The sequence below is a fragment of the Flavobacterium endoglycinae genome (assembly GCF_017352115.1).
Classification (GTDB): Bacteria; Bacteroidota; Bacteroidia; order Flavobacteriales; family Flavobacteriaceae; genus Flavobacterium; species Flavobacterium endoglycinae.
The window spans coordinates 4,188,835-4,206,768 of record NZ_CP071448.1 but is presented as its reverse complement, the minus strand read 5'-3'; the positions used below and the strand labels follow the sequence as shown (position 1 = coordinate 4,206,768).

Genomic DNA, 17,934 nt, shown 5'->3' with positions numbered 1-17,934 from the left:
GGTTTTAGTTTATTAATTTACTTTTTGAGGAACTTCTTCGAGAGCCGCTGCCTTATTCTGATAATATTTATAGGTCTCAAATTGTGCTCTAAATGGGGCATGATTGTTTTTTGGCTTATACTTATTATCTAATTTATACGAATGATATCTTACTTTTACATTTCCTTTCCAGGCAAGATTGAAGTTATCAATTAATTCTTTTTTGATTTCAAGATCGTAAATTGGACAGGTAACTTCTACTCTTCCGTCAAGATTTCTGGTCATGAAATCGGCTGACGAAATATAAACTTCGGTTAAACCGGCATTTCCAAAAATGTACACTCTTGAATGTTCCAAATAATTATCGACAATACTTATCGCTTCGATATTTTCACTCATTCCTGGTATTCCCGGAATCAAAGAACAGATTCCTCTTACCTGAAGCTGGATTTTGACACCGGCATTACTTGCTTCGTATAGTTTATCTATCATTTTAAAATCAGACAAACTATTCATTTTTAATTTGATATGTGTTTTTCTTCCTGCCAAAGCGTGAAGAATTTCACGATCTATTAATTTGATGAATTTCGTTCTTGTATAATGAGGTGACACAATCAAATGTTTATATCTGTGAACTCGGTAATTGATATCGAAAAATTCAAATATTTTTGAAGTATCTTTTAAAATTCCTTGATGGCAGGTTAAAAGCGTAACATCGGTATAAATTTTAGCTGTAGACTCGTTAAAGTTTCCGGTTGAAATAAATCCGTAACGACGGTTTTTTCCATCTTCTAATCTTTCGATCACACATATTTTGCTGTGCACCTTAAGACCTTTAATTCCAAATATTAGCTCAATACCTTCTGTCTGCATTTGTTCTGCATACGAAATATTTGAAGCTTCGTCGAAACGTGCTTGAAGTTCAATCTGAACCACAACTTTTTTACCATTTTTAGCCGCATTAATTAACGAACTGATAATCTGCGAGTTTTTTGCCAAACGGTATAAGGTAATTTTTATACTGGTTACTTTTGGATCTAAAGCGGCTTCACGCAAAAACTTGGTTAAATATGAAAATGACTGATATGGAGCGTGAACCAAATAATCTTTTTTAGAGATTTTTTCTAAAATACTTCCATCAAGACTTAAGCCTGGAACAGGCATAGGCTCATTTGGTTTGTATAATAAATCGTAACGTCCAAGATTTGGGAAACTCATATAATCACGGCGGTTGTGATATCTACCTCCGGGAATTATACTGTCGGTTTCAACAATTTTCATTTTATCTAAAAAGAAATGCAGCGTATCTTCTTCAATTTGGCTGTCATAGATAAAACGAACTGGTTCTCCAATTCGACGGTCTTTTACAGATGTCGCAATTTTTTCAAGCATACTTTTACTCAAATCACTATCGATATCCAATTGGGCATCACGAGTAATTTTGATCATGTGTGCCGAAACACTTTTAAAATCAAATATATTAAAGATGCTTTTCAATTTGTAACGAATTACATCATCAATAAGAATGACATATTGTTTTTCATCTTCTGAAGGAAGAACGACAAAACGATTAATATTTTTAGGAATTTCAATTAAAGCATAACGAATTTCGTCATTTGCCAATTCTAAACGAACAGCCAGATATCCTAAAGTATCTTTTAAGACCGGAAATACAGCAAGATCATTCAAAATGATTGTTACCAGTTCAGGACTCAGCTTCTGCATGTAGAAATCCTTTAGGAAACATTCTTGTTTTGGCGTAATTTGTGTTTCGTTTATGATGAAAATATTTTCGGATTCAAGCTCTGATTCAATATTTCCTAAAATACGCAAGCTTTCAGATTGCTGCTGAATTACGATTTCGGTAATATCTTTAATTAACTGATGAGCAGAAATACCTCCTAAATATTTTTCTCCAGAAATTCCTGAAAGACTTAATCTTCTAATTGCAGCGTACCGAACTCTAAAAAACTCGTCTAAATTGTTTGAAAAAATTCCAACAAAACGCAGTCTGTCTAAAAGAGGAACGGTATTGTCTGCCGCTTCCTGAAGTACTCTTGCATTAAACGCTAACCAGCTTTTTTCTCTATCGATATATTTCTGTTCGTACACTTTAATTATTTTAAATCTTTGGGGAAAATTGTTTTATGTGTTTTGCCTTTATCAATGCCATCCCAGCTTTCCGAATCAAATTGCAGCGATACAAATCCAGAGGTTGGGACATTATCAATAAAAACATCTCCAAATTTATTAACAAAATTTGTAATAGCCTCGTTATGTCCAAAAAGAATAACGCTTTCTAAACTATTATCACATGATTTAATAACCTTTTCCAATTGTTTAACATCGAAAGTATACAATTCATCTTTAAAAACGATGCTTTCAATAGGGTATGAAATATTTTGGGCAAAAATCAGCGCCGTTTCTGTGGCACGTGCTGCTGTACTGCTCCAAATTATATAGGTTTTAGGAAGGTAGTCTGAAATATTTACTGAAACTTCATGGGCATCTTTAATTCCTCTCTTCATAAGCGGCCTGTCGAAATCTTTCAAAGGAGCTTCCCAACTTGATTTTGCATGACGTATTAAAATTAAATTTTTCATAGGCTAAAGGTTTGAAACCTCAACATCGAGGCTACGATTTTTATTAAGTTCTAATTTACAAAAGTTATTTTAATACCGATTGATTTTTTATTTCTGTTAACAATTAATCGAAATTTTAACAAGAATAAATAATTCGTAAAACATTAACATTTTGAAACAAAATTCTTCCTTTTTTTTAAGATAAGGTATTTCGTCTAGTAAACCCAACACTTAATCGATTTGTGTAAAAATACACATGAAAACAATTAAATTACTGATAATCAATTATTTAAAAACAAAAATCCTCTGTAACAATTTCTCAAAAAAAAGTTTACATCAAAAGTCAAAATAGATTCAAAAGAGTTAAAAAAAATTTTTTTGAGGTAATATTTACATCAAAAAATGTCATTTAACGACTTTTTAGGTTAGTTACAGATAAAAAAATTAAATCAAAAAATTAAGTATATACCTTTAATTATGTTAAAATATTAAAGATATCATAAACAGATAAATAAATTATACGAATTTAAAACCTACCATTTCTGAAGAAATAAAAGTATCAAAAATTGTAAGTTATTTTTCTGCTAAGAACGTAAGATGTGATAATGCATTGTTTATCCATCAGAAAGTGAAACAGTACCATTTTTTACATCTCTCACAGAATTTATTCAACGTTAACTTTAAAACCAACTCCAAAAAACAAAAGATTAAAGTGGAACCCAACACCAACTGTTCTTTTTAAAATTAGTTCTGCCCGCCCTCTCTTCTACTATTTTTCAACCAGCTATTTAATAGTCAGTTAAACTGATTATTGCTAAGAATCTCAAATAAAATTATTAAAGTTTAAAAATTAGAGATTATGAAAAACATTACTTTTTTGATGAATATTACTATTAAGCGCGTTTTCATATCGTTACTTCTATTTAATATTCAATTATCTTTTTCACAAGTAGATTTAAGAACCTGTGGTTATAGCTGTACCTCAAACAATTACACTTTGACAGACGTTTACCTTAGTTTGTCTAATGTAAACGGAACTCCAATAACGAATACTACCTGTACGATTGGACAAGTACAACAAGTGTATATTTATCTTAATTATTCTTCCAATTCAAATTCGACTATTCATTTTACAAGGTTAAATTCTGATTTAATCATAAACGGAGTAAGTACATTTTTAAATGTATTGTTAGGAGATATTGCACCAGGAAGCAACAAAAAGTTAATATATGGTCCATTTAATTGGACTTGTGGTGATGAATTAAGTCTTAGCAATACTATTATTGCTTGGAAAACAAGCAGTAATAATGACCCTGGGCCTAATTATACCTGTTCATCTTACAGCAACTCACAGTGTGATTTTACCAATACTTTTACTATTTCAAAACCTCTGGCTGTTCAGTTTACTTACAAAGCATGTAAAGTTGGCACTAATACCACCGTTACTTTCACATCGACAACTAATGGAGGAAAAACGCCTTACACGTATGCTTGGGATTTTAGAAATGACGGCGGGGCACCAGATTCCACTTCGCCCAATCCAACTTTTACGTATACCACATCGAACAATACTGCTAAATTAACGGTCACTGATGCTCAAAATTTATCAAATACTTATATTCTTCCTATAGTGGAGCCAGCAGAATTGATGTTAAGTGAAACGCATACTGCGGTAAATTGCAGTGGCGGAACTACGAATATTACCTTAAACGTAAGCGGTGGAACTCCTAGCTACACGTATTCATGGAGTAATGGAGCGGTTACAAAAGATTTAACCAATGTCGCTCCTGGAACTTATACCGTTACAGTTAAAGATAGTAATAATTGTTCGAAGCAATTGACTGTAAACATATCTGGTGGCGATTCTGTTAAACCAGTTATTGATCCACTTCCAGCGCCCAGCACAATCAATTGTCCTGACATTCCAGTATTTGCTCAGGCAACCGCTACTGATAATAGCGGCACAGTAACATCATTGACATATAGTGATCAGAATACCCCAGGTTCCTGTGCTGGTACTTATTCAATAACCAGAACATGGACTGCAAAAGACGCTTGCGACAATACTTCACTTCCAGTAAGTCAAACCATAAATGTAGTAGACGTTACTGCACCAACATGGACAACTCAAGTAGGTTTTCTAAATGTAACTTTAGAATGCAGTGACGCAGCAGGATTAATTGCTGCGCAGGCACAAGCTCCAATAGCAACAGATGTTTGTAGTGCAAACATCATTTACACAAAATCAAGCGGAGCTTTTACAGCATCTCAATCTTGTGTAAATGCAGGAACCTATACCAATACCTGGACTGCAAAAGACGACTGCGGGAATACTTCCGATACTTTTACACAGATAATCACTATTCAGGATACAGCTGCTCCAACATGGACAACTGCTCCCACAGCTTTAAATGTAACTTTAGAATGCAGTGATGCTTCTGGCCTTGCAGCTGCCCAGGCAATGTTCCCTTCAGCTTCTGATTTATGTGATGCCGATGTAACGAACATCACCAAAACCAGCGGCCAGTTTACAGCTTCCGAAGGATGCGGCAATGCAGGAACCTACACCAACACATGGACCGTAAAAGACGACTGCGGAAATACTTCCGATACTTTTACACAGGTAATCACTATTCAGGATACAGCAGCGCCGATATGGACAACTGCTCCAGCAGCTTTAAATGTAACTTTAGAATGCAGCGATGCTTCCGGCCTTGCGGCTGCCCAGACAATGTTCCCTTCAGCTTCTGATTTGTGCGATGCGGATGTAACGAATATTACCAAAACCAGCGGACAGTTTACAGCTTCCGAAGGATGCGCAAATGCAGGAACCTATACCAACACATGGACAGTGAAAGACGACTGCGGGAATACTTCAGATACTTTCACACAGATAATCACTATTCAGGATACAGCAGCGCCGGTATGGACAACTGCTCCAGAAGCTTTAAATGTAACTTTAGAATGCAGTGATACAGCCGGACTTGCGGCTGCCCAGGCAATGTTCCCTGCTGCTTCTGATTTGTGCGATGCGGATGTAACCAATATCACCAAAACCAGCGGACAGTTTACAGCTTCCGAAGGATGCGGCAATGCAGGAACCTACACCAACACATGGACCGTAAAAGACGACTGCGGAAATACTTCCGATACTTTTACACAGGTAATCACTATTCAGGATACAGCAGCGCCGGTATGGACAACTGCTCCGGCAGCTTTAAATGTAACTTTAGAATGCAGCGATGCTTCCGGCCTTGCGGCTGCCCAGACAATGTTCCCTTCAGCTTCTGATTTGTGCGATGCGGATGTAACGAATATTACCAAAACCAGCGGCCAGTTTACAGCTTCCGAAGGATGCGGCAATGCAGGAACCTATACCAACACATGGACCGTGAAAGACGACTGCGGAAATACTTCTGACAATTTTACACAGGTAATCACTATTCAGGATACTACCGCTCCAGCATGGACAACTGCTCCAACAGCTTTAAATGTGACTTTAGAATGCAGTGATGCTTCTGGTTTAATAAACGCTCAGGCAATGTTTCCTGCTGCTTCTGATTTATGTGATTCCGATGTAACCAATATTACCAAAACAAGCGGACAGTTTACAGCTTCCGAAGGATGCGGCAATGCGGGAACCTACACCAATACATGGACTGTAAAAGACGACTGCGGGAATACTTCAGATACTTTCACCCAGATAATCAACATTCAGGACACAGCAGCGCCGGTATGGGTAACTCAGGCGGGTTCTCTAAATGTCACTTTGGAATGCAGCGATACTTCAGGTTTAATAAACGCCCAGGCGATGTTTCCTGCCGCTTCTGATTTGTGCGATGCGGATGTAACCAATATCACCAAAACCAGCGGACAGTTTACAGCTTCCGAAGGATGCGCAAATGCAGGAACCTACACCAACACATGGACAGTGAAAGACGACTGCGGGAATACTTCAGATACTTTCACACAGATAATCACCATTCAGGACACAGCAGCGCCGGTATGGGTAACTCAGGCGGGTTCTCTAAATGTAACTTTGGAATGCAGTGATACAGCCGGACTTGCGGCTGCCCAGGCAATGTTTCCCGCCGCTTCTGATTTATGCGACGCCGATGTAACGAACATCACCAAAACCAGCGGACAGTTTACAGCTTCCGAAGGATGCGGCAATGCAGGAACCTACACCAACACATGGACCGTGAAAGATGACTGCGGGAATACTTCCGATACTTTCACCCAGATAATCACTATTCAGGACACAGCAGCGCCGATATGGACAACTGCTCCCACAGCTTTAAATGTAACTTTAGAATGCAGCGATACAGCCGGACTTGCATCTGCCCAGGCAATGTTTCCTGCTGCTTCTGATTTATGCGATGCGGATGTAACGAATATTACCAAAACCAGCGTCCAGTTTACAGCTTCCGAAGGATGCGGCAATGCAGGAACTTACACCAATACATGGACAGTTAAAGATGACTGCGGAAATACTTCTGATACTTTTACCCAGATAATCACCATTCAGGATACAGCAGCGCCGGTATGGATTACCCAGGCGGGTTCTCTAAATGTAACTTTGGAATGCAGCGATGCTTCAGGTTTAATAAATGCTCAGGCAATGTTCCCTGCTGCTTCTGATTTATGCGATGCCGATGTAACCAATATTACCAAAACCAGCGGACAGTTTACAGCTTCTGAAGGATGCGGCAATTCTGGAACCTACACCAACACATGGACGGTGAAAGACAACTGCGGAAATACTTCCGATACTTTCACCCAGATAATCACCATTCAGGACACAGCAGCTCCGGTATGGATTACCCAGGCGGGTTCTCTAAATGTCACTTTAGAATGCAGTGATGCTTCTGGTCTTGCAGCTGCCCAGGCAATGTTCCCTTCAGCTTCTGATTTGTGCGATGCGGATGTAACCAATATCACCAAAACCAGCGGACAGTTTACAGCTTCCGAAGGATGCGGCAATGCAGGAACCTACACCAATACATGGACCGTAAAAGATGACTGCGGAAATACTTCTGATACTTTTACACAGGTAATCACCATTCAGGACACAGCAGCACCGGTATGGATTACCCAGACAGGTTCTCTAAATGTAACTTTGGAATGCAGTGATACAGCCGGACTTGCAGCTGCCCAGACAATGTTTCCCGCCGCTTCTGATTTATGCGACGCCGATGTAACGAATATCACCAAAACCAGCGGACAGTTTACAGCTTCCGAAGGATGCGGCAATGCAGGAACCTACACCAATACATGGACGGTGAAAGACGACTGCGGAAATACTTCCGATACTTTCACCCAGATAATCACCATTCAGGACACAGCTGCGCCGGTATGGATTACCCAGACAGGTTCTCTAAATGTAACTTTAGAATGCAGTGATGCTTCTGGCCTTGCAGCTGCTCAGGCTCAATTCCCTGCTGCTTCTGATTTGTGCGATGCCGATGTAACCAATATTACCAAAACAAGCGGACAGTTTACAGCTTCCGAAGGATGCGGCAATGCAGGAACTTACACCAATACATGGACGGTGAAAGACGACTGCGGGAATACTTCCGATACTTTTACACAGGTAATCACCATCCAGGACACAGCAGCGCCGGTATGGATTACCCAGGCGGGTTCTCTAAATGTCACTTTGGAATGCAGTGATGCTTCTGGTCTTGCAGCTGCTCAGGCAATGTTCCCTTCAGCTTCTGATTTGTGCGATGCCGATGTAACCAATATCACCAAAACCAGCGGACAGTTTACAGCTTCCGAAGGATGCGGTAATGCAGGAACTTACACCAACACATGGACCGTGAAAGACGACTGCGGAAATACTTCCGACACTTTTACACAGGTAATCACCATCCAGGATACAGCAGCGCCGGTATGGATTACCCAGACAGGTTCTCTAAATGTGACTTTAGAATGCAGTGATGCTTCTGGTCTTGCAGCTGCCCAGTCAATGTTCCCTGCCGCTTCTGATTTATGCGATGCCGATGTAACGAACATCACCAAAACCAGCGGACAGTTTACAGCTTCCGAAGGATGCGGCAATGCAGGAACCTACACCAATACATGGACCGTGAAAGACGACTGCGGAAATACTTCAGATACTTTCACCCAGACAATCACCATCCAGGACACAGCAGCGCCGGTATGGATTACCCAGACAGGTTCTCTAAATGTGACTTTAGAATGCAGTGATGCTTCTGGTCTTGCAGCTGCCCAGTCAATGTTCCCTGCCGCTTCTGATTTATGCGATGCCGATGTAACGAACATCACCAAAACCAGCGGACAGTTTACAGCTTCCGAAGGATGCGGCAATGCAGGAACCTACACCAATACATGGACCGTGAAAGACGACTGCGGAAATACTTCAGATACTTTCACCCAGACAATCACCATTCAGGACACAGCAGCGCCGGTATGGATTACCCAGACAGGTTCTCTAAATGTGACTTTAGAATGCAGTGATGCTTCTGGTCTTGCAGCTGCCCAGTCAATGTTCCCTGCCGCTTCTGATTTATGCGATGCCGATGTAACGAACATCACCAAAACCAGCGGACAGTTTACAGCTTCCGAAGGATGCGGCAATGCAGGAACCTACACCAATACATGGACCGTGAAAGACGACTGCGGGAATACTTCCGACACTTTTACACAGGTAATCACCATTCAGGACACAGCAGCGCCGGTATGGATTACCCAGGCAGGTTCTCTAAATGTCACTTTAGAATGCAGTGATGCTTCCGGCCTTGCGGCTGCTCAGGCTCAATTCCCTGCTGCTTCTGATTTGTGCGATGCTGATGTAACGAACATCACCAAAACCAGCGGACAGTTTACTGCTTCCGAAGGATGCGGCAATGCAGGAACCTACACCAACACATGGACCGTAAAAGACGACTGCGGAAATACTTCAGATACATTCACACAGATAATCACCATTCAGGACACAGCAGCGCCGGTATGGATTACCCAGGCAGGTTCTCTAAATGTCACTTTAGAATGCAGTGATGCTTCTGGCCTTGCAGCTGCTCAGGCAATGTTCCCTTCAGCTTCTGATTTATGCGATGCCGATGTAACGAACATTACCAAAACAAGCGGCCAGTTTACAGCTTCTGAAGGATGCGCAAATGCAGGAACCTACACCAACACATGGACCGTAAAAGACGACTGCGGAAATACTTCTGATACTTTCACACAGATAATCACCATTCAGGATACAGCAGCGCCGGTATGGATTACCCAGGCGGGTTCTCTAAATGTAACTTTAGAATGCAGTGACTCAGCCGGACTTGCGGCTGCTCAGGCTCAATTCCCTGCTGCTTCTGATTTGTGCGATGCGGATGTAACTAACATCACCAAAACCAGCGGACAGTTTACGGCTTCCGAAGGATGCGGCAATGCAGGAACCTACACCAACACATGGACCGTGAAAGACGACTGCGGAAATACTTCTGACACTTTTACACAGATAATCACCATCCAGGATACAGCAGCGCCGGTATGGACAACTGCTCCGGCAGCTTTAAATGTCACTTTAGAATGCAGTGATGCTTCTGGTCTTGCAGCTGCCCAGGCGATGTTTCCTGCTGCTTCTGATTTATGCGACTCTGATGTAACCAATATTACCAAAACAAGCGGACAGTTTACAGCTTCCGAAGGATGCGGCAATGCAGGAACTTACACCAATACATGGACCGTGAAAGATGACTGCGGAAATACTTCAGATACATTCACACAGGTAATCACTATTCAGGACACAGCATCACCGGTATGGATTACCCAGACAGGTTCTCTAAATGTAACTTTGGAATGCAGTGATACAGCCGGACTTGCAGCTGCCCAGGCAATGTTCCCTTCAGCTTCTGATTTGTGCGATGCCGATGTAACCAATATCACCAAAACCAGCGGACAGTTTACAGCTTCCGAAGGATGCAGCAATGCAGGAACCTACACCAACACATGGACCGTGAAAGACGACTGCGGGAATACTTCCGATACTTTCACCCAGATAATCAACATTCAGGACACAGCAGCGCCGGTATGGATTACCCAGGCGGGTTCTCTAAATGTGATTTTAGAATGCAGTGATGCTTCTGGTTTAGCAACCGCTCAAATGGTTACACCGACTGCAACAGACAGCTGTAACAGCAATATTGTATATACTAAATCAAGCGGTATTTTTACTGCTTCTGAATCATGTAACAATGCTGGAACTTATACCAATACATGGACTGCTAAAGATGAATGTGGCAATGCATCAGAAATTTTCACTCAAGTGATCACCATTCAGGACACAACTGCTCCTGTACTTTTAGGTAATCTTCCTGCTGATATTACTGTTTCATGTGATGCTGTTCCTCAACCAGCTGAAATTACAGCTTCTGATCCTTGCAATGAAAACTTACCAGTTATCTTTACCGAAGTAAAAAGTGGTATTGTAAACGGATGTCCAACCAATTACACATTAACCCGTACTTGGAAAACCAGTGATTGCAGTGGAAATACAGCAACATATACCCAAATCGTTACTGTAAGAGACACTACTCCACCAACTGGTACTGCCCCAGCCAATGTAACTGGTCTGCATAATATAAATGAAATTCCTGTACCTAACCCTGATGCCATTACAGATGCTGCTGATAATTGCAGTGAAAATGTAACCATCACGATTGTTGATTCCACCAATGATGGAACCGGCTGCGATGGAAACACTTATATCCTGACAAGAACATATACTTTGTCTGATTGTGCAGGAAATAAAACAGAATTAGTTCAAACCTTCACTGTTGAAAGTGTAACCAATATTACCAGTGAAGCTTGCAGTGACGATTCGACTTTGATTAATCTTTCTAATTTACTTCCAAACGGTACACTTACAACTGGAGTATGGACTGATCAAACTGGTACCAATGCATTGCAGGGAAGCATTTTAAATCCTTTTGGTCTTGCACTAGGAAACTACATATTCGAATACCGAATTGCCGATGAAAATTGCACCAGAACAATTGTCTTAACAATGGAAATAAATGACGATTGTAAAGTCTTAGCATGCGGTAATATTATAATTCATAATGCCTTCTCACCAAATGGTGACGGAATAAATGATGTCTTTGAAATTGATAACATTAATGATTTGGCCTGTTATCCCGGAAATACCGTTGAAATCTACAACCGTTGGGGAATATTAGTTTTTGAAACCACTAACTATAACAATGCAACCAACGCATTTGACGGTACTTCTAGAGGAAGAACAACAATTAAACAATCTGACGGATTACCTACAGGTACTTATTTCTACATTTTAAATTACCAATCAATAGATGGAAATAATGTAGTTCATAACAATAAAAAAGATGGGTATTTATATCTGTCCAGATAGAGTAACAAAAGTAATGCATTATAAAAATGCCCTTTTATAATGCATTACATACTAATCAATAATAACATCTATTATGAGAACAAAATTATTTTTTTTCGTCATTATGTTTGCAACCATCTTCGGTTACGGACAACAAGATGCACAGTATACTCAGTATATGTACAACACTATCAATATAAATCCGGCTTATGCAGGATCACGTGGAGCATTAAGTGTTTTTGCTCTATACAGAACACAATGGGTAGGTCTGGATGGAGCACCTCAAACCTCTACTTTATCGGTAAACTCTCCTATTAACAATAGCAATATTGGAGTTGGACTTTCTCTTGTAAACGATAAAATTGGTCCTACCAACGAAACCAATATCTCAGCTGATTTATCATACACTATTCAGACTTCTGCCGATACAAAGCTTTCTTTTGGAATTAAAGGAACCGCCAATTTATTCAATTTAGACATTAACAAACTGAATCCAGCTAATCAGAACGATCCGCAGTTTCAGGATTTTGACAACAAGTTCTCTCCCAATGTAGGCGCTGGTGTTTACTGGCATTCAGATAAAGCTTATGTGGGTTTGTCTGTTCCTAATTTTATAGAAAGCAGTAAGTACAATGACAATGATATTGCTATTTACAAAAGCAAAATGAACTATTACTTAATGGGAGGTTATGTATTCAATCTTGACAAGTACGAATATTACAAATTTAAACCTGCTATTCTTGCTAAAATGGTTGAAGGAGTACCGCTTCAGGTAGATATATCAGCCAACTTTATGCTGCTGGACAAAATAACATTGGGTGCAGCTTATAGATGGAGTGCTTCAGTTAGTGCAATGGCTGGTTTTCAGGTTACTGATGGACTTTACATTGGATATGGATACGATCGCGAAACTACAAATCTGAAAAATTACAATTCAGGATCTCATGAAATATTCCTGCGTTATGAATTCTTTACCAACAATGGTAAAATGACAACGCCACGTTTCTTCTAAAACTATGTATCATGAAAAATTTTACACTTCTTTTAATCACTTTTAATCTTTTCTTCTGTTATGCACAGGAGAAAAAGATGAATTCAGGAGATAAAAAATTTGATGGTTATGCCTATATAGATGCCATTAAAACTTACGAAAGAGTAGCCAAAAAAGGGTATAAATCGGAAGAATTGTTTAAAAAACTTGGAGACGCCTATTATTTCAATTCTGAATTTGAAAATGCAGCAAAATGGTATGGTGAAATGTTTGCCATGAACCCTTCTCCTGCTGCCGAATATTATTACCGATATGCACAATGCTTAAAATCAATTGGCGAAACTGATAAAGCCAATAAAATTTTGGATGAGTTTAACGCAAAGTACAAAAACGATTCTCGAGGAATTCTTTATAAAAATGATCGGAATTATCTGGATCAGATTAAAGCCAATTCTGGGAGATATAAAATTGAAGGTGCTGGGATAAATTCTAAATATTCCGATTATGGGAGTTTTATATATGAAAATAAAATCTATTTTGCATCAGCGAGAGATACCGGGAATTTTAGTCAGCGAAAACACAAATGGACAGGTGAATACTTTACCAATATTTACAACGCTAACTTGGATGCTGAGACTGGAATACCTTCCAAAGTAAATAAAATAAAATCCGAACTCAATGGTCGGTTTCACGAAGCTACTCCTGTTTTTACCAAAGACGGAAAGACCGTCTATTTTACCAGGAACAATTATGTAGATGGAAAAAAGGGAAAAGATGCTAATAAAATTACATTGGTAAAAATTTACAAAGCGACTCTTCAAGATGGAAAATGGAAAAACATCACACCTCTTCCTTTCACCAGCGATAATTACAGCACAGCACATCCATCATTAAGTCCCGATGAGAAAACGCTTTACTTTGCTTCAGATATGCCTGGCTCCGTTGGACAATCTGATATTTATAAAGTAAATATTAATGAAGGTAATTTTGACACACCGCAAAATTTAGGAAAAGTAATAAATACAGAAGGGAAAGAAACCTTTCCGTATGTAACTAACGAAAATGAGATTTACTTTTCTTCAGATGGTCATCCTGGGCTTGGAGGTTTGGACGTTTTCGTGGGGCAGATTGAAAACAATGGAACCATAAGTGATATTCAAAATCTGGGAAACGATATTAATTCTCCCCAGGATGATTTTGCGTACATCATTGATCCAGTTACAAGAAAAGGCTATTTTAGTTCAAATAAAGACGGCGGATTAGGTTCTGATGATATTTACAGTTTTTTGGAAACCCGAAGACTAAAATGTCTTCAGGAATTAGAAGGTGTGATTACTGATGCTCAAACCAGTGAAATACTTCCAGATTCGAAAGTTACTTTATATGAAAATATGGAAATTAAAAATTCAGTGGCCGCTGACATTCAGGGAAAATACAGTTTTTCAGTCGAATGCGGAAAAACCTATTATGTAAGAGCCGAAAAACCAGAATATTCAACCAAAGAAGTTAGCATTACCATTCCAAAAACAACTGGAAAAACAAACCTGCCAATTGCGCTGGAAAGATCAATTTGTAAAGTGGCGATTGGTGATGATTTAGGAAAATGTTTCGGAATTAAAATGATTTATTTTGACTTGGATAAATCGAATATTAGAACCGAAGCAGCTTTAGATCTAGAAAAAATACTTGATGTACTGAACCAATTTCCAACTATGAAACTGGATATTCGTTCACACACCGACAGCAGAGCGAGCTTTAAATACAACGAAGCTTTATCTGACAGAAGAGCCAAATCGACTATCGAGTGGCTTGTTCAAAACGGCGTAGCTAAAAACCGCTTAACCGGAAGGGGTTACGGTGAAACACAATTGGTTAATCGTTGTTCTGATAATGTAAAATGTACAGAAGAAGAACATCAAATGAACAGACGAAGTGAGTTTATTGTTACGGGATTATAATCTCATAGAGTTAAAAAAATAAAAGCTGTCTACGTAAATAGACAGCTTTTATTTCAAAACGCCGCTGCAACTCAGGTATTGCAACGACAACTAACCAACCAGTTCAATGTACTATCGTTTAAATTTTTGCGAATATATTCGTGTAATATTTTCTACCTGCAGAATCAGTTGTAACTGAAATTCCAAAATGTGTATAATCTCCTTCGATATTTTCCTTATGCCCTTGACTTTCAAGCCATGCTTTTACAGCAGCTTCAGAAGTTTTGTAATTATAAGCAACATTTTCACCTACTTTTTTCGCACCTAGAACACTCATGATATTATTAGAACGTGCTGTAAAATCATTATGATTCACAACATTGTTTGCAATCATATATTGGTTGTGCTCTTCGCACTTAAATGAAATATGATTAATTTTTTCCAATGCTTTTAAACCAATACTAACTCGGTATTCATTTATTAACTGCATGGTTTCCAATTCAGAAGAATTGTATTCGTAGTTTGTTACTATTTTTTCCGTTGATGCATTATTTTCATTTTCAACTGCATCGGCATTATCAGCAGAGCATGAGCTCATTGTGACAGACATCACAATGAACATCATGGCGCACATAATTTTCTTCATAATCAAAAGTAGTTAAGTTCTAAAGTAAATGTTGGGGCAAATGCTTTAAATAGTATTATGTGACTAATTGCTCTTTAAATTTCTGGGTCAAACGTATTTAATTTACCGTTAAACTACAAAAATAATCGATGAAATACACTAAATATTTTTAAATAAAGATAAAATTCTTACAAATGTTAAGATGAAAGTCGTTCTATTTTCCATGAAAAATCGGATTGGCTTGTATAACGAATTCTGTCATGTAATCTGTTGGGTCTTCCCTGCCAAAATTCAACTTGTAAAGGCGTTACAAGATATCCTCCCCAATTTTCAGGTCTTGGAATAGGTTTTCCTTCAAATTCGGCTTCAATCTTTTTTAAATTCTCTTCCAAAAAAGTTCTTGAAGGAATAACTTCACTTTGATGAGAAACAATAGCACCTAATTTACTGCCATCCGGACGTGAGTTGAAATAATTATCAGAAATAATTTCAGACGTTTTTTGCGCTATTCCTTTTATAATCACCTGACGTTCCATTTCCTGCCAGAAAAATGACAAACAAACATTTGGATTTGCGTCAATCGCTTTTCCTTTTTCAGACTCATAATTGGTATAAAATATAAATCCTTCTTCAGAAAATTTCTTCAATAAAACCACACGAGATTTCGGAAAACCATCCAATCCAATTGTAGAAACAGTCATAGCATTCACTTCTCCGCTTCCGCCAAAATCTTCCACTTCATGAAACCATCTGTTAAAAAGATTAATCGGATCTTCTGGAATGTTAGTTTCCAGTAGTTCACTTTTCTCGTATGATCTTCTGTAATTGCTTAAATCATTCATGATTTATTATTTTAGATTGTTGATTTTAGATATTAGATTTAGAAAATTCAACTCATAACTCATAACTCATAACTCATAACTCATAACTCATAACCCATAACTCATAACCCATAACTCATAACTCATAACCCATAACTCAAAACTCAAAACTTACACCGTCATCCGCCAGCAGAACATTTGGAAATACTTCTTCTGCTTCTTTCTTAAATGGCTCTATACCATCATATCGTGTAGAATAATGCCCTAAAATCAATTGTTTTACATTCGCTTTTAAAGCTATTCTTGCTGCTTCTTTTGCTGTTGAATGTAGTGTTTTTTGAGCCAATCCAGCTTCAGATTCCAAAAACGTAGATTCGTGATATAAAATATCTGTATTTTGAATAATTGGAATTACGTCTTCATGATAAACTGTATCAGAGCAAAAAGCATAACTCTTTGGAGGTGCAGGATCAAAAGTTAATTTTGCGTTTTCTATTACCGTTCCGTTATCAAGTTTGATATCGCCTCCGTTTTTTATTTTCTGATAATAAGCCACGTGAATATCATATTGCTGTACGGCCTCTACATTTAATTTTCTTTCATCTGGTTTTTCCTGAAAAAGATAACCATTTGTATACACACGATGTTTTAACGGAATTGTCGTTACAGTAACGCGATTATCCTCAAAAATTACTTCACTTTGTTTGGATTCCAGCTCATGGAAAAACAAATTATAAGTAGTCCAAGATTCTGTTAATTTTAGCTGAAGCAGAATCAACTCTTTAATTCCTTTAGGACCGTAAATATGTAGATCTGTCGTTCTTCCCAAAAGAGAAAAAGTCGAAATAGTCCCGATTAATCCATACAAATGATCCCCATGAAGATGGGAAATGAAAATATGGTTGATTTTTGAGAATTTAATCTTATTTTTTCGAAGCTGTACCTGAGTTCCTTCACCGCAGTCAATTAAAAACAAACGGTTTTTAATTTCTAAAACCTGCGAAGTTGGGTTGGTAAGGGTTCTGGGAGTTGCGGCATAACAGCCAAGTATTGTTAATTTCATTTAGTGATTTTAGATTTTAGATTGCAGATTTTAGATTTATAAATATTTTAGATTTAGCATTCAAAAATCTAAAATCTAAAATCACAAATCTAAAATTAAAACCCTAGGTCTCTTTCAATTTCTTCCATTTCAATAATATCGTGAGCTTCTAAAAGAGAAGGAACAACAACTAGTTTATCTGAAATAGCATTAAAATCAAGATCAGTAGCAACAATTACAAACGATTTTTTTCCTTTTTTCTGAAGTTTAACAAGCGGTAAAAAAGCTTTCAAATCATTTTCCGAAATTTCCGTGTCTGATGACAAATCGATTATAATATTGTGCTTTTCAAAGGTTTTAAATTGCTGCGTTACTTTTTCTACAAAGTCATTTAAATTACCCTGTGTGTCTTTAATTGTAACCGTATGTCCTTTTTGATCTACTTTCATTTTTTTATTTATGGGGCTAATATAAAAATTGATTTTTGAAGGCTAAGGTACGAAGTTTTTTTATAGTTTTCAGTTGCAGTCTCGGTTTTCAGTATTCAATGTCCGTTTACAGATTGTCAGGCTGAGCGAAGTCGA

The 17,934-nt window shown here is 38.3% G+C and carries 9 protein-coding genes; 3 read left to right on the top strand and 6 right to left on the bottom strand.

Annotated features, from left to right (window positions below; genetic code table 11):
• Nucleotides 1–12: 12 nt before the first annotated feature.
• Together ppk1 and J0383_RS18670 are read right to left on the bottom strand one after the other, a co-directional pair.
• On the bottom strand, nt 13–2,091 hold the full coding sequence (gene ppk1, locus J0383_RS18675; RefSeq protein ID WP_207295479.1) for a polyphosphate kinase 1: 2,079 nt from the start codon (nt 2,089–2,091) through the stop codon (nt 13–15).
• A 5-nt stretch (nt 2,092–2,096) separates the two neighbouring features.
• Nucleotides 2,097–2,582: a SixA phosphatase family protein gene (locus J0383_RS18670; protein ID WP_207295478.1), complete on the bottom strand. Its 486-nt coding sequence runs from the start codon at nt 2,580–2,582 to the stop codon at nt 2,097–2,099.
• A gap of 838 nt (nt 2,583–3,420) precedes the next feature.
• Between J0383_RS18670 and J0383_RS18665 the strand changes: the two genes are divergently transcribed.
• The 3 genes from J0383_RS18665 (at nt 3,421) to J0383_RS18655 (ending at nt 14,883) form a co-directional block, all read left to right on the top strand.
• The gene (locus J0383_RS18665) at nt 3,421–11,955 is read left to right on the top strand and encodes an HYR-like domain-containing protein (RefSeq protein ID WP_207295477.1); all 8,535 of its coding nucleotides are present in this window, start codon (nt 3,421–3,423) and stop codon (nt 11,953–11,955) included.
• Between the two features lie 73 nt (nt 11,956–12,028).
• Nucleotides 12,029–12,946 carry a PorP/SprF family type IX secretion system membrane protein gene (locus tag J0383_RS18660; protein ID WP_207295476.1) on the top strand — a complete coding sequence of 306 codons (918 nt, stop codon included), beginning with the start codon at nt 12,029–12,031 and terminating at the stop codon, nt 12,944–12,946.
• An 11-nt stretch (nt 12,947–12,957) separates the two neighbouring features.
• Nucleotides 12,958–14,883 carry an OmpA family protein gene (locus J0383_RS18655; RefSeq protein ID WP_207295475.1) on the top strand — a complete coding sequence of 642 codons (1,926 nt, stop codon included), beginning with the start codon at nt 12,958–12,960 and terminating at the stop codon, nt 14,881–14,883.
• A gap of 118 nt (nt 14,884–15,001) precedes the next feature.
• On the opposite strand, the gene J0383_RS18650 is transcribed toward J0383_RS18655, so the two are convergent.
• The 4 genes from J0383_RS18650 to J0383_RS18635 all read right to left on the bottom strand — a co-directional run bounded on the left by J0383_RS18650 (nt 15,002) and on the right by J0383_RS18635 (nt 17,799).
• Nucleotides 15,002–15,508, bottom strand: a complete 507-nt coding sequence (locus J0383_RS18650; RefSeq protein ID WP_207295474.1) for a CAP domain-containing protein — start codon at nt 15,506–15,508, stop codon at nt 15,002–15,004.
• Nucleotides 15,509–15,684: 176 nt separating this feature from the next.
• The gene (pdxH, locus tag J0383_RS18645; RefSeq protein WP_207295473.1) at nt 15,685–16,329 is read right to left on the bottom strand and encodes a pyridoxamine 5'-phosphate oxidase; all 645 of its coding nucleotides are present in this window, start codon (nt 16,327–16,329) and stop codon (nt 15,685–15,687) included.
• Nucleotides 16,330–16,465: 136 nt separating this feature from the next.
• Nucleotides 16,466–17,371 (bottom strand): ribonuclease Z, encoded by a 906-nt coding sequence (locus J0383_RS18640; RefSeq protein ID WP_207295472.1) that lies wholly within the window; start codon nt 17,369–17,371, stop codon nt 16,466–16,468.
• Between the two features lie 95 nt (nt 17,372–17,466).
• Complete coding sequence (locus J0383_RS18635) at nt 17,467–17,799, bottom strand: ribonuclease Z (RefSeq protein ID WP_207295471.1); 333 nt, start codon at nt 17,797–17,799, stop codon at nt 17,467–17,469.
• Between the last annotated feature and the right edge of the window lie 135 nt (nt 17,800–17,934).

Excerpts from the sequence above, each read along its gene's own strand:
- pdxH (WP_207295473.1), bottom strand. The coding sequence starts at position 16,329 with ATGAATGATTTAAGCAATTACAGAAGATCATACGAGAAAAGTGAACTA.
- J0383_RS18665 (WP_207295477.1), top strand. The coding sequence starts at position 3,421 with ATGAAAAACATTACTTTTTTGATGAATATTACTATTAAGCGCGTTTTC.
- J0383_RS18650 (WP_207295474.1), bottom strand. The coding sequence starts at position 15,508 with ATGAAGAAAATTATGTGCGCCATGATGTTCATTGTGATGTCTGTCACA.
- J0383_RS18660 (WP_207295476.1), top strand. The coding sequence starts at position 12,029 with ATGAGAACAAAATTATTTTTTTTCGTCATTATGTTTGCAACCATCTTC.
- J0383_RS18635 (WP_207295471.1), bottom strand. The coding sequence starts at position 17,799 with ATGAAAGTAGATCAAAAAGGACATACGGTTACAATTAAAGACACACAG.
- J0383_RS18670 (WP_207295478.1), bottom strand. The coding sequence starts at position 2,582 with ATGAAAAATTTAATTTTAATACGTCATGCAAAATCAAGTTGGGAAGCT.
- J0383_RS18655 (WP_207295475.1), top strand. The coding sequence starts at position 12,958 with ATGAAAAATTTTACACTTCTTTTAATCACTTTTAATCTTTTCTTCTGT.
- J0383_RS18640 (WP_207295472.1), bottom strand. The coding sequence starts at position 17,371 with ATGAAATTAACAATACTTGGCTGTTATGCCGCAACTCCCAGAACCCTT.